This window comes from Lentibacillus sp. Marseille-P4043 (assembly GCF_900258515.1).
In the GTDB taxonomy this organism is placed as follows: domain Bacteria; phylum Bacillota; class Bacilli; order Bacillales; family Amphibacillaceae; genus Lentibacillus_C.
The window spans coordinates 3,652,353-3,666,344 of sequence record NZ_LT984884.1; the positions used below are offsets into that span (position 1 = coordinate 3,652,353).

Sequence of the window (13,992 nt, forward strand, 5' to 3'; positions counted from 1 at the left end):
AACCGTGCGTGCAGTATTATTGCACACGGCTCTTCCTACCATCTTTCACAGAATATAGTTAATGTCTTTCTTTAGTTCATATATGTTCACTTTAATCTTTGGTCTAGGTAACGGATATCTTCTAAGAAATAAGATAAATTTATCCCAGCTAAAAGATTTCCGTTGACTTCTTCGGTTCATCCACTTAAACAATATCTGCTTAACACGATCAAGAAAGTTTTCCACAGCTAGTAAATTGTCCGTGATACAATAGTAATTGTAATAACCATTGAGTGACCGTTTTAATCTATCCATGATGACTTTAATATCCATGTTTCGATGAGTTTTGAGCCATTCCTTATGGTTCTTTAGCTTGTTATTTACTTTCTTTCGATTGCTTTTTCGTTTAACACGAAACTTCCCTTTCTGGCTTTTGCTACAGTAGTGAGTAAAGCCCAAGAAGTCGAATGTTGGTGGTTTGCCTTGCCCATCTTTTTCAACGAACCGTCCAAAGGTAATGATTTTCGTTTTATCCTTTGCAACTTCAAGATTAAACTTTTGCAGTCGTTTGATAAGAGCTGAATAGAAGGCTTCGGCATCACTTTTGTATTGAAAGCAACACACAAAGTCGTCTGCATATCGAACCATATAAGCTTGACCTTTACATTTCTTTCTAACCGCCTTCTCAAACCATAAGTCTAAGACATAGTGCAGATACACATTAGCTAGAATAGGTGAAATGACACCCCCTTGAGGTGTTCCTTTGTCTATATCAAAGTATTTACCTTCCTCCATGTATCCGCCTTTTAGAAATCTCGCGATAATTCTTAGAAGGCTTGGGTCGTTGATACGATGCTTGAGGAATTTCATCATCCATTCATGGTCAACATTATCAAAGAAACCCTTAATATCGGCATCGACAACGTAATTTGTTTTACGCTTCTCGATATACATATTAAGTATCTTCAGTGCATCATGACAGCTTCTAGATGGTCGAAAGCCAAAAGAGGAGTCGAGAAAATCATTCTCATAGATAGCGTTAAGAATTTTCGCTAACCCCCGTTGTACAACTTTATCCTCGTGGTCGGGAATGCCTAATGGTCTTTTCTTCTTTGTTCCTGGCTTATTGATATAAGTCCGTTTGACCGGGACTGGTCGATAAGCCTTCTTTTTGAGACGTTCCACTAAACCTTCAATGTTTTCGTTAAGGTCTTTACCATAGTCCTCCTTGGTGATACCGTTTATACCTGTTGCTTTACCACTTGGAAGTTCACGATGGCATTGTTTGAGATAATCCTTGTTAAGTAGATGTGCCAGAGAAGTGAAAACCATATCATGATCTGCTTTCGCTAATTCTGCTATCCTTGTTAGTTTCGTTTCCATTACATATCCACCTCTGTGTGCAGTTAATGTTTCCCTTTCAAGGGCGGTGACAGGTAGCGAGCCTTCCCTCCATCAGCGTTACCCGACTTCATTGGTACTATGCTGCTATCCGACTTCCTTTAAGCATTTGACAGCCCTCACTTTATTATCGCTTGTTCGTCATTACCCTTCTCATTTTACTAGAGGGACCTAAAGGATCTCCCGAGTTGCCGTAATATATCAATGTGTAACGTGCCAAGGTCATCGACTCCGGGGAAGTCATTATTCTCTTGCCGTTAACGAGAATAACAATATTGCCTTCTGGGCTCCTGAACACATCAGCCTTCCCATTTAACACGAATTTCGAAGCTCAATCCCTTCAACCGCTTGGCTTACGGCCCATTGTCGGGTAGAAAACTGGCGCGCACATTCATTAGAATTACGTTTCCAGTAGCCCCCCTGCGATCCCGGACGGTCGGTTTTCCCGAGTCCGGTTCTGACCTTGGATAAATCATATACAAGCCTTCCCAATTAACCGCAGGATTAAATGTAGGTACACATATTCCCCCATCAATTAATGGTTTACTTTTATACTAGCCTGGAGTTCATTACAAGCTCCGAGTCTTGTTGTCCTTGCAATCCAAGTGCCCAGAGGTCCTTCGCTCTATCATAGGTGTTACCCTGATAGAAGTGTAATTTACTTACTCTTAGAAAGGAATTACCCTTTCCTCATAGCTACTACGTCCTCATGCGCCAGTCCTAAATCATCTTGTCAATTTCTATTGTGCCTCTTATATGACAAGTCTTCATTGATTAGTACCATATCAATTAGAAGTAGGACCTTCCCGTCGTTATCTCTAAGAATCTTTCCACAGATGCAGGAACCCATGCCCCGGCTGCTCTTACAGTGCTTTTAACCGTTACTTCCTGTAAGACATCGGTCTTCCCCCACTAGGCAAAGGTCGACGCTAAGCAAATATCCCTCGGATAGCTTCATTGAGGGGCGTAGATTTCGGGACTGCAGTATTCGTTAAAGCCTTCCAGCCTCTGTGTTTGCTTGTCACGCTGACTATCCCAACCTTATCCTCTCTGTGTAGAATAGGCTGCCGTGACTTTTACTTCCAAGCAGAACGTAGTTTGTTACCTCCCCACGCATTGGATATGCTAGTCATCCGAACCGGTTAATTGATGACAGGAGACTTTCACTCCATTAGATTCTTAGCCTTGACGGCTGCTCCACCTTGCTGTCTACGCTTAAAGGCAGTGCGTTACCACCTGCCCTCCAAGACTCGCTACGAGTGAATGGCTAATTCTTTCTCGACGGGAATCCCACCCGCTATATATTACGACCTATGCTCGGTCGCTCCAGGAGTCTCGCATTTCCCCCAAGCCTAAGTCCGATTTTCTGTCCGTGGGAGAAGAAAACCACTTAATATTAAAATCATTAACAACTACTCACAATCCAGAAAATTCTTATCAGCGAAGTATTCTGGTGGAGCGTATTCAAGCACCTCTGTTAATTAGAACAATTGAAGTCCTTGTAATATTCACTATTACGCATTATATAGCTTATGTGTTGTATTTTGCAATGCGAGTTCTTAGAAAATTGCAATCACAAATCGAGAATGTTGCAACTTGACACGGAGCCTCTGTGAGCATGAGTGATTAGCCAAGAAGCCAGCTGTAATAAGGCTTGGCTAAGTTGATCATGGTATCATACTCACTTCTCCGTATAAAGTCGCAACGGCTTAATCCCCTTGCAATACTCTCGACTTTTACTTTGCACTAAACATGTGTCATAAAGCGGTTACCTTTATTCCGCTATACCCGTTTGTACACCTTGCAGCACTTAGCGTTTATTATTAATTACAAATCCATGCGCCATTCAAAGTTCATGGAGGTGTTTTATATTGGTGGAAAATGTATACTAGAATCAGTAATAACTTTTTTAGGAGAGGTAAGATTATGGCTAAACGCAATAAAGGGATTAAGCGGCACGAATCGTTATACCCACTTTCACACCACCATCATCATGCATTAGTTTTAGCATTAAAATTAAAACGAATCGGAACAGAAAAAAGTGAGTTGACTGAGAATGAATTGAAAAGTGAGCTTGAGCGTTTTTGGGAAAAGGATGGTAACCAGCATTTTCGGGATGAAGAGGAGATTCTGCTACCTGTCTATGTACAATATACATCTATTGAGCAGCCTGAAATAACCGAAATGTTATTGGAACATGTAACCATTCGATCACATGTACATCAAATCCTTACATATGAAGATAATCTCGTTTCCTTAATGAATAACCTTGGCGAGCTTTTAGATACACACATTAGAAAAGAAGAGCGTGTTCTCTTTCCCATGATAGAAGCGGCATTACCGGAACATGAACTACAAAAATTAAAACCTTATTTACATATTGATGATTAAACTACTCATAAAAAGCAATATTAATCCCTCATCAGCTTTTGCCAAGCATTTGAGGGATTACCTTCCATAAGTGCCTATCTCCCCTTGATAAGATTTGCCTTTTGATGTCTTTTAGTTATCCTGAAAATTATTGAAAAATTTCTTCCAAATCAACCTGAAACCCTTTCAATACAGTAGATTGAATTACACCTTTACCCTTCAATATGTCTACTTGTTGATAAACTTGTTCATCCGTTAAAGCATATACTTGAATCGCATTTAGCATCGGGTTGACTACCCAATATTCTTTCACACCGTATTTCATATAAGCTTCCATTTTTGTTACAAGATCATGACTTTGGTTAGATGGACTAAGAATTTCAGCAATCATTTTAGGCACGCCGACAAACCTATTTTCTTCCAGTCCTTCAACATCACAAATAACGGATAAATCCGGTATGAATATTTTCGTATCGTCTAGGTCATCCCTATACAGATGAATATCATAAGGGGCACCGAAAACTTGGCATTTTCCGCCGTCAAGAAAATTAAACAATTTTGCCAGTAGCCTGGTGGAAACCTGTTGATGACGCGTTGAAGGAGATGGTGACATAAAAACAATTCCATCAGCAAATTCCAATAAGTGATCTGTCTCTTCTCGCATTTTATAAAAGGTTTCGACACTTACTTTCTTTTCCTCGGGAAGACTCATGCAAATCTCCTCCATTTGTATACTTATTTACTTATTATATCACAGGACGGAGCTTTCTTATGGGATTGCCCGGTATTCCATATTGAACCTCCGTTAATTGAATAAGGATATCCTTCATTAATAGTTGTTGCACTACTTAATCTTCTCTATCAATTTCAACAAAATAACGATCCTTTCGGTAAGATACTGCGTCCATGGTTGCTATAAGATTATCCTTATGAAGTATGTCAATTCTATAAAAGCCAGTACGGAAATTTCGTCTTATTTCTGTTGCACAGGCAACTATTTTATCGCCTGGTTTAGCTGCTTCGATAAACTGGATTGTTGTCGAGAGTCCTACTGAAGTTTTTCCATAAGCATTACAGGCTGCTGAAAAAGCATGATCTGCTAAAGCATATATAACTGCTCCATGAACAGTTCCATATGCATTCACCATATGACTCTTCACTTCTAGCATTGCTTCTGCAAACCCGGCCGCAAATTTTGTTAACTCAATTCCTAAAGCTTGTGCATACGGATCGTTTTTTACTTGTTTGTAAATTTCTTCGTAGTGTTTTTCATGAATTTGATATTCATCAATTTTCTTCCTCACGATTATTCACCCTTTTGTTCTGTTCGTTTCATGAATTCCTAAAAAAGCTATTCCATTCCCTTCTTAAGCATATCTTAAAAATCTGTATATTAATTTTAACACAAATATTCAATTTATTTTATATAGGCTTACTGAAAATTAAACACACGCTATTTCGAATGTGAAATAACGTGTATTTAAATAGGTAATTTAATTCTCCTGAAATAAAACCGTTAAGCATCTTGTTTTAAACCATCTTTTTAATTATTTTGATCCAAGACCGTCATACTGATCTCTCAATGACCGTTTCAACACTTTACCACTTGGATTTTTTGGTAAGGTTTCTGCAAAATCTACATACTTTGGTGCTTTAAATGTAGATAGATTGGCTTTACAAAATTCCAGGACTGTTTCTTTTGTCAGGTTTGCCCCTGCTTTTGGCACAATTATTGCTGTAACAGCCTCAATCCAGTAAGCATCAGGTATACCTACTACAGCGACCTCGGATACTCCTTCCAATTGATAAATCATTTCTTCCACTTCTCGACTGGAAACATTCACGCCGCCAGTATTAATCATATCTTTTTTTCGGTCAATTATCGTTACATAACCATCTTCATCCATCACACCGAGATCACCACTATGGAACCATCCACCACGAAAGGCTTCAGTAGTTTTCTCAGGGTCATGTAAATAGCCTTTCATCGCGTGTGGGGTGCGATGGACAATTTCACCGATCTCGCCACGAGCTACTTCCTTATCGTTCTCGTCAACAATTTTCGTTTGCACATTTAACGAAGCAGTTCCGGCTGAACCCAATTTGCGGAGTTGATCTTCCGGCTGCAGAGCTGTCGCAAGCGGCGCTACTTCTGTTTGACCGTAAAAATTCCAGAAACGGGCATTTGGCAAGCGTTCAGCCAATTCTTTTAAAATTTCCCGGGGCATAATTGCCGCACCATAATAACATTTCTCCAACGTCGACAGATCACGTTTTTCAAAATCAGGATGCCGCAAAAGTGCAATCCAGACAGTCGGCGGTGCAAACAGCTGTGTTGCTCCTTCTTCTTCAATCGTTTGCAAAATAAGTTCTGGGCTAGCTGCACCAAGAACAATTCCACTAGAACCTACATACACACTCGGTCCTAAAAACACATGGAGTTGTGCACTATGATAGAGTGGCAGGGCATGGATGGCAATATCTCGTGCTTCCATTTTTCCATCAACAATACAGCTGACATATTCACTCACTAACGATTTATGTGACAACATCACCCCTTTTGGTCGGGATTCTGTTCCACTTGTGTATAGCACGTGAGCCAGTGTATCATCTGTAATATCGGCATCAACAAAATCCGTTGGCATTCCATCCCGGATGGCTGACAATAGCTGCCAAGAAGAAAGTTCATTTATCGGCACATACGCAGCTGGTAAATCCATTAAATAGCGATGAGCAATGTTTGCCCTACCCGATGCCTTGTCTAGTACAGGGGCATATTCCGCCGATGCAATGAATCCAGTTACTTCGGCATGTTCAACAATATATTGAATGTCCTCTTCCGTCAGCATGTAATTAATCGGAATCATGACTGCTCCAATACGCGCTAAAGCAAAATTGACGACAACGAAGTCCAAACTGTTTTTGGACATAACCGTAATCATTTCCCCTTTTTGCATCCCTTTTTGTAAAAAGGCCCGTGCTGTTTGATTTACCAGATCATCCAATTCCGCATACGTCAAATGCTCATCCTCATATTTAATCGCAAGCTTTTCCGGTGTCCGATCCCGCGTTCTTGCCAACAGATCTCCCAATGTGTTCCTTCTCGCACGTTGCAACAGACTTGTGAGCTCATCATTTACTTTTGAATTCATGTCCCCACCCCTTAAATGATTTTGCTGACTGTTTGAACTGAATTTTCCATCTTTTATTTTATTTCAGATAACTGTACTTGGCAAGTGTTCTTACCTAATGAATAAATTGTCTTTTAAAAGTTGGGAATATTTTTTGAGGATCGTGCGCGGGTTGATGTTGCTGTTTTCGGGTTGATGTTTCCGTTCTCCGGCTGATGTTCCTGCGATTCGGGTTGATGTTTCCGCTCTCGGGCAGATGTTTCATGTTTTCGCGCCGATGTTGCTGCTTTCGGGCTGATGTTCCTGCTCTCGAGCCGATGTTTCATGTTTTCGCGCCGATGTTTCATGTTTTCGCGCCGATGTTGCTGCTTTCGGGCTGATGTTCCTGCTCTCGGGCCGATGTTTCATGTTTTCGCGCCGATGTTGCTGCTTTCGGGCTGATGTTCCTGCTCTCGGGCTGATGTTTCATGTTTTCGCGCCGATGTTGCTGCTTTCGGGTTGATGTAGTCAAGTCCTAAATATTGTGTAAATCCCTTGATACAATATTTCAACTATTTATGGTTTATAGTTTAATTTTATTTGGTTGGGAAGGGGTACCCCTTCCCAACCAAATAAAATTTTCGCGCCAAAATCCCCCACTTTTTCATCTGCCAACCTTACGAATTTTTCCCGATTTACACTTCTTATCGTTTTGCCACACAGCAGCCTTAATCTTCATCACGATAAAAGAATCTTTTTTCACCGGGATCCATTGCTTCATCGCAATCCATGAGTACTGCATCAATTAAACGGAATGCAGAGTCTATATTAGGGAATATTCGGATGACACTTTCTCTTCTTCTCACTTCAGAATTTAGTCTTTCCAGAACATTTGTAGTTCGTATATGGACGTGGGTGTCTTTATCCTCTGTATAAAATTGAGCGGCATCTTCATAGCCCTCATCTAACGTTTTAATGGCCTTTTCATACTTGTTATCGTCTTCGTATTTCTCGATGAATTCATTTTTTAACATTCTTGAGATTTTAGCTGTAGGTGCTTTGAAAATTTCCTTTAGATGATCACGTGCCTCTTTTGATCCTTTCTTAGGCATTTCTTTAATGATGTTCCGTAAAAAGTGTACTGTGCAACGTTGCCAGCTTGTATTTAGGAAACTTTCCGTAATTGCTGCCTTTAAGCCTTCGTGAGCATCAGATATAACTAATTTTGGTGCTTGGAGTCCTCGTGATTTCAAATATTTAAAAAACACACTCCAGGTTTCTTTAGATTCAGTGTTAGCTACCTTAAATCCTAAAATTTCTCTTTTGTCCTGGCTATTAACTCCTAAAGCAATATAAACGGCCTTGGAAACCACCCTGTGATATTCACGAACTTTAATGCACATCGCGTCGACATAAATATAGTTATAATATTGTTGATTTAGAGGTCTTTGAGCCCATTCCTTAACAATAGGATCCAGCTTCTTGGTTAGCCCGGATACCATCGATTTAGATACCTTTTCTCCGCAAAGCTGCTCGACGACTTTCGTAACTTTACGGGTAGAGACACCGTTGATTACCATTTCCAACATGGAAAGCAAAAGGCTTTATCACAACGCTTATATTTTTCAAATAGCTACGTTGAAAATTCCCCGCTGCGAGTACGTGGAACTTTTAATTTTACCTTTCCTATATTAAGAACCAAATCCCTTTCATAGTAACCGTTTCTGTAATCCTTTCGATCCTCCTCCCGTTTATATGGGGCGCTCTTCATATATTGGTTTCTTTCCATCTCCATGTACTCATTAAATAATAGAACGATAGATGATTTTACAACATCATTTAAATCAGATTGAAAGACTTCCTGTTTTATTTTTTCAAAGTCTAGGTTAAACTGTAACTGGGTCATTATTAATTCCTCCTACCTTGTTTATCGTGGTTGAAAACATTGTATCATAAGGAATTAATATGACCTTTTTTGTTTATCCTTTTTACACAATTATATAGACTTAATCGTTGNGTCTAGGTTAAACTGTAACTGGGTCATTATTAATTCCTCCTACCTTGTTTATCGTGGTTGAAAACATTGTATCATAAGGAATTAATATGACCTTTTTTGTTTATCCTTTTTACACAATTATATAGACTTAATCGTTGATGTTTCCACTCTCGGGCCGATGTTTCATGTTTTCGCGCCGATGTTGCTGCTTTCGGGCTGATGTTCCATGTTTTCGCGCCGATGTTCCTGCTTTCGCGCCGATGTTTCTGCTTTCGGGCCGATGTTCCTGCCCTCGGGCTGATGTTTCTACTCTCCCGCTGATGTTTCATGCGCTCGCTCCGGCGTTCATGCTGTTGATTCCGAAAATGTTATACAAAAAACCTGGCTCCTCATCAGAACCAGGTTTTTGTTGATTCATTTATAATTTATTAGTGATGCATACGTGTCTGAATTTAACTGTTTAATAACCTCAACGAGCAGCTTTACGCCGTTTTCAATATCTTGTTTGCTAGCGAGTGATACATGACTATGCATATAGCGTATTGGAACTCCGATAACAATGGTGGGAACGCCTTGTTTGTACATATGTATTTTCCCGGCATCTGTTCCGCCACCAGTCATTACCTCAATTTGATAAGGGATGTTATTTTTTTCTGCCGTATTAACCACTAAATCGCGGAAACGAATATTCGGTATCATTGAGGCATCCAGAAAAGTCACAAGTGGTCCCTTGCGTAATTCTGGGTGATCAACATCATCACTGCTTGTGCCAGGAGTATCTTGCGCAACACCGACATCAAGTACAATTGCAACGTCCGGTTCCACAGCATATGGTGAGGTTTCAGCCCCGCGTAATCCAACTTCTTCCTGTACATTCGCACCCGCATAAACGGTATTCGGATGGTCTGTTCTACTTAGTTGTTTCGCGGCTTCAACAGCCATATAGCAGCCAATTCGGTTATCAAGTGCCTTTGATAAAACCGTATCATTATCATGCATCATTTCATACGGACAAATTGGTACAATGGGATCCCCAACTCGGATGCCCCACTTTTCAACCTGCTCTTTACTGTGTGCGCCAATATCAATGTACATTTCTCTCATTGGAAATACCTTTTTTCTTTCTTCGGGCTGCAGTAAATGTGGTGGCTTTGAACCTATTACGCCGGTAAACTTCTTCTTTTTCGTAATTACCGATACACGTTGTGCCAGCATTACCTGATCCCACCAGCCTCCAAGCGGGGTGAAACGAAGGTATCCGTTCTGATTAATTCCTTTTACCATAAAAGCAACTTCATCCATGTGACCGGCAAGCATGATACTCGGTCCAGATGGATTTCCTTCCCTTTTCCCATAGATGCTTCCTGTATGATCATACAAGATGTCATTGCTTATTTGCTCCAATTCTTGTTGCATAATCTGGCGGACTTCATTTTCGTAACCTGATGCGCTTTGTGCTTGCGTCAATTCTCTTAATAAATCCATATCTTCACCTATTCATTTCGTATTTACGTATAGTATGGATAAGCGAAAATACTTTATGCGTATTTGTGATCTGTTTCCCCGTCACTTTAGACATGAACTATATTTTGTGGGGACTCTTGCTTTATATTATTTGTGAATATTACTAATCTCTTCATCTTTCATCCATTTTCTTTGCTCTTCAACAGTCTTTTGAAGATCTCTGTCTGTTGTTTGAATTTCATCTAAATAGGATAAGGCTTCTTCTATTCTATTATTTTTATACAATGCAGTTGACATACTAAAATAATATGCATTTGCTGACTGTATCTCTTTAGGCGGATTTTTCATACTCGTCAGCTCATTTAAAAATACTTCTGCATTATTCGTTTCCTGATATGCCTTGATGATTTGGTTATATTCTTTGGCAAAATGTTTATCTTTTTGCATATCAAGAAACAGTGCAGCTATCATGCACAGGATAAAATGAATAATCGCAGCTGAAATAACGATGATTATCATCAAAAAAATATTATTGGGAGCGTAATCCAGGGAAAGATTCACCGCTATTATCTCAAAAAGGATTAGTGTTACTATGTATATTGAAGAAATTATTTTATTCTCCATGACTTTTTTCTTATAAATGGTACTTTTCATTTCATGTAAATTTTGTTCGTTAAGGACGGAAGTAATATATTCCATGTTTCGATTTTGATTTGGGAGGTGCTTCATACTTCGTTTCGTTACCTGAAAAACATAATTTGCCCCATCCGTAAACTGTAAAGTAATGAAGTAGTTAAGCATCCCCTTCTTGATTTTGATTCCCTGCATATCGGCAAATTTAAAATGCTGATATCCTTTGGCTTTATCTGCACGAAAACCGTCCATTAATATAGCTAATATTCCATGCTTATCTACATCAAGGACGCAACTCACATGAGATTTCTCACCGTTTGCTTTTTTTAAGTAACCTATTACTAGATGATCCAGAGAAAACGCTGAAATTTCTTCTGGTGCATCAGGGAATATCTGCTGTTGAATAACATCTTTTAAAAGTTCCTCTGTATATCGTATTTTCATTTAATGTCCCCCTTTTCTATCCACTAACTTGCTGAACATCTATGGACTATTCTATTTTTCTATTTCCACCAAAATGTTAAACTGTCTGCCTTATCTAGAGAAACGTTTCAATGTTTGACCAACCTACACCTGTAGTGGCAGCAGGAATGCAGTACCTTTTCCACTATTGCACCAGTTAGCTTATTAAATTCCCAAAGAAAATAATGAAAGTCAAAAAAGCTGATAATGTCAAAGTCAGTATTATAGTGGCTATACTCCTTGCTATTCCTTTCCAACCTTCAATCCCCGAAAAACCTAATACTCCTAAAAAGAAAGTTATTTACGTAATATATAAGACCAAATTTATGGGGTGTGCACCTGGAATAATCAATTGGACCAGAAAAAGAAATTACAAAAAAAGAAAACACAAATTATTGAACAAACAAATGACCAAATATTAATCTTTTTCTTCATTTTAGCACCCCTTCTTTCTATAAAATTCAACAAAAAGGATACTCCTTCTTTAAGAAAAGCACCAGTTGTGACAATAAGATTTAATGATATTTTATTCAGCCAAATTATTAACTAATAGGTACTCTTTATTGTTATCTCCAATAAATTGTAATCCTTTTATGTGTGCAAGGTTTGCAATTTCTTCCTTTGTAAGTCCCTTTGAATCAATGATAATTTCTCCGTTAATTTCAATAGTATCTTCATTATATTTTATACCTTGTTTTTTAATTTCAATAAGTCTTTCTTTTATATCCATTGATGGGATTACATTAACAGTATGAACAATACTTATATCATCTTCATTTGCAACTGTAATTTCATATGTCAATTTTTGTTTGTCAAAATTTGATTGTTCAGGTTCAACAGCTCCAATTGAAACTGCACTAACTGTTATTCTTTGTTCCTTATCTTTTTCACTTGTGATTGAACATCCTGTTAACATAATAAACACTATTAAAAAATAAACTATACCTTTTTTCATATAATACTTATCTCAATCCTTTCTTGAAGAAATCTGCCACTTTACTTTAAGTACATTCGTTCACAATCTCTTATTATCAACTACCAAGTGTTTTCAATCATCTGACCCTTTAAAGAAATAATACCTTATGTATTTTTACCATGAAAGCCCCTTTGGACAAGCATATCCAAAGGGGAAAACGATACATCTTTTTTATAAACGATACAATTTTATTACAAACCCACAGTTAGCGGACAGGAGGACGAGTCCCGATAACTTTATTCGGATTGAACACACCGGCTGGATCTAACGCTTGTTTAATTTTCCGCATGACATCAAGTGATTGGCCATGTTCCTTTTGCTGATATTTTTGCTTACCGACACCAACGCCATGTTCACCAGTACATGTGCCACCTCTAGCAAGGGCATAATCAACGATGTGTTCATTTACAGCAGTTGCTTTTTCAATATCTTTTGGATCATTCACATCAACCATCAAAAGGATATGATAGTTACCGTCACCAACATGACCGACGATTCCACCTTCAAGCCCTGATTGTTCAACTGCAATTCTAGCGTCTTTTATCGCACCCGCTAACTCAGAGATTGGTAGACAGACGTCCGTTACCATCTGTTTCTTTCCTGGATGACCATGAATATAAGCATATGCTACATTATGGCGAGCTTCCCAGAGACGATTTCTGCCCGCAGTATCCGTTTCAAATTCTATATCCTGACAGTTACGATCATATACAATCTCTTTGGTGAATTCCACATCTTGGTTAAGTCCCGCTTCATTCCCATGAAACTCTAAAAATAATGTAGGTACTTCTTTATAATTCGTGTCACTAAAAAGATTCATTTGCTTGATTGATTGCTCATCGGCAAGTTCGACTCTTGCTACCGGAATACCAGCTTGTAAAATGGCAATCACCGCTTCAACTGCATTATCAACACTGGCAAAAGAAGCCCTTGCAGCCATGACATGTTCAGGAATTCCATAAACCTTTAACGTTAATTCGGTAAAACAGCCTAACGTCCCTTCCGAACCGACGAAAAGACCGTTCAAATGATAACCTGAGGATGACTTTGCAGCTAAATTACCTGTATGAATAATGGAACCATCAGCAAGAACAACTTCCAAGTCACGAACTTGATCCCGCATGATACCATATCTGACCGCAGTCGTTCCACTTGCATTCGTTGCGGCCATCCCACCAAGTGTAGCATCAGCTCCAGGATCGACCGAGAAAAATAAGCCATACTTTTTAAGTTCTTTGTCTAGTTGTGAGCGAGTAACACCAGGCTGTACCTTGACAAGAAAATCATCCTCTCTTATCTCAAGCACTTTGTTCATCATCGAAAAATCTAGTACGATTCCTGCATCATACGGGATCGCATTGCCTTCCAAACTTGAACCAAACCCAAACGGTACAACAGCTGTATCATGCTTGTTTGCTAGTTTGATAACTTGACTGACTTCATCTGCGTTTTCCGGGAACACAACGATTTCCGGTAAATGTGGTGTATGATAGGATTCATCCTTGCTATGCTGTTCTAAAATCGTTTCATTGTTTGTCACCCGATCAGGCGCTAATAATTGCTGCAGTTCTTCGAATAGTTTCAAAAGTTACATCCCCTTC

At 39.1% G+C, this 13,992-nt stretch carries 12 protein-coding genes and 1 pseudogene; 1 reads left to right on the forward strand and 12 read right to left on the reverse strand.

Annotated elements, in window-relative coordinates; translation table 11 throughout:
• Positions 1 to 45 precede the first annotated feature (45 nt).
• A complete protein-coding gene (ltrA, locus tag C8270_RS18160; RefSeq protein WP_106498194.1) occupies positions 46 to 1,362 on the reverse strand; it encodes a group II intron reverse transcriptase/maturase in 1,317 nt (438 codons plus the stop codon).
• Between the two features lie 1,944 nt (positions 1,363 to 3,306).
• On the opposite strand from ltrA, the gene C8270_RS18165 reads away from it, so the two are divergent.
• Positions 3,307 to 3,771: a hemerythrin domain-containing protein gene (locus tag C8270_RS18165; protein ID WP_234028591.1), complete on the forward strand. Its 465-nt coding sequence runs from the start codon at positions 3,307 to 3,309 to the stop codon at positions 3,769 to 3,771.
• Between the two features lie 127 nt (positions 3,772 to 3,898).
• Here the strand turns inward: C8270_RS18165 and C8270_RS18170 are convergent, their stop codons facing one another.
• The 11 genes and pseudogenes from C8270_RS18170 to C8270_RS18210 form a co-directional block, all read right to left on the reverse strand.
• Complete coding sequence (locus C8270_RS18170; protein WP_106498195.1) at positions 3,899 to 4,462, reverse strand: Uma2 family endonuclease; 564 nt, start codon at positions 4,460 to 4,462, stop codon at positions 3,899 to 3,901.
• A 136-nt stretch (positions 4,463 to 4,598) separates the two neighbouring features.
• Positions 4,599 to 5,054, reverse strand: coding sequence for a PaaI family thioesterase (locus C8270_RS18175; protein WP_106498196.1), 456 nt, complete (start codon positions 5,052 to 5,054; stop codon positions 4,599 to 4,601).
• Positions 5,055 to 5,297: 243 nt separating this feature from the next.
• The gene (locus tag C8270_RS18180; protein WP_106498197.1) at positions 5,298 to 6,902 is read right to left on the reverse strand and encodes an acyl-CoA synthetase; all 1,605 of its coding nucleotides are present in this window, start codon (positions 6,900 to 6,902) and stop codon (positions 5,298 to 5,300) included.
• Positions 6,903 to 7,015: 113 nt separating this feature from the next.
• Positions 7,016 to 7,228, reverse strand: a complete 213-nt coding sequence (locus C8270_RS20125; RefSeq protein WP_158701770.1) for a hypothetical protein — start codon at positions 7,226 to 7,228, stop codon at positions 7,016 to 7,018.
• Positions 7,225 to 7,392 (reverse strand): hypothetical protein, encoded by a 168-nt coding sequence (locus C8270_RS20130; RefSeq protein WP_158701771.1) that lies wholly within the window; start codon positions 7,390 to 7,392, stop codon positions 7,225 to 7,227. Before C8270_RS20130 ends, C8270_RS20125 begins: the two co-directional genes overlap by 4 nt.
• Positions 7,393 to 7,588: 196 nt before the next feature.
• Positions 7,589 to 8,766 (reverse strand): annotated as a pseudogene (locus C8270_RS18185) (IS256 family transposase).
• A gap of 182 nt (positions 8,767 to 8,948) precedes the next feature.
• On the reverse strand, positions 8,949 to 9,185 hold the full coding sequence (locus tag C8270_RS20135; RefSeq protein WP_158701772.1) for a hypothetical protein: 237 nt from the start codon (positions 9,183 to 9,185) through the stop codon (positions 8,949 to 8,951).
• Between the two features lie 85 nt (positions 9,186 to 9,270).
• Positions 9,271 to 10,341 (reverse strand): M42 family metallopeptidase, encoded by a 1,071-nt coding sequence (locus tag C8270_RS18190; protein WP_106498198.1) that lies wholly within the window; start codon positions 10,339 to 10,341, stop codon positions 9,271 to 9,273.
• 126 nt (positions 10,342 to 10,467) lie between these two features.
• A complete protein-coding gene (locus C8270_RS18195; protein WP_106498199.1) occupies positions 10,468 to 11,397 on the reverse strand; it encodes a hypothetical protein in 930 nt (309 codons plus the stop codon).
• Positions 11,398 to 11,941: 544 nt separating this feature from the next.
• On the reverse strand, positions 11,942 to 12,370 hold the full coding sequence (locus C8270_RS18205) for a hypothetical protein (RefSeq protein ID WP_106498201.1): 429 nt from the start codon (positions 12,368 to 12,370) through the stop codon (positions 11,942 to 11,944).
• Between the two features lie 226 nt (positions 12,371 to 12,596).
• A complete protein-coding gene (locus C8270_RS18210; RefSeq protein ID WP_106498202.1) occupies positions 12,597 to 13,976 on the reverse strand; it encodes an FAD-binding oxidoreductase in 1,380 nt (459 codons plus the stop codon).
• Positions 13,977 to 13,992 lie beyond the last annotated feature (16 nt).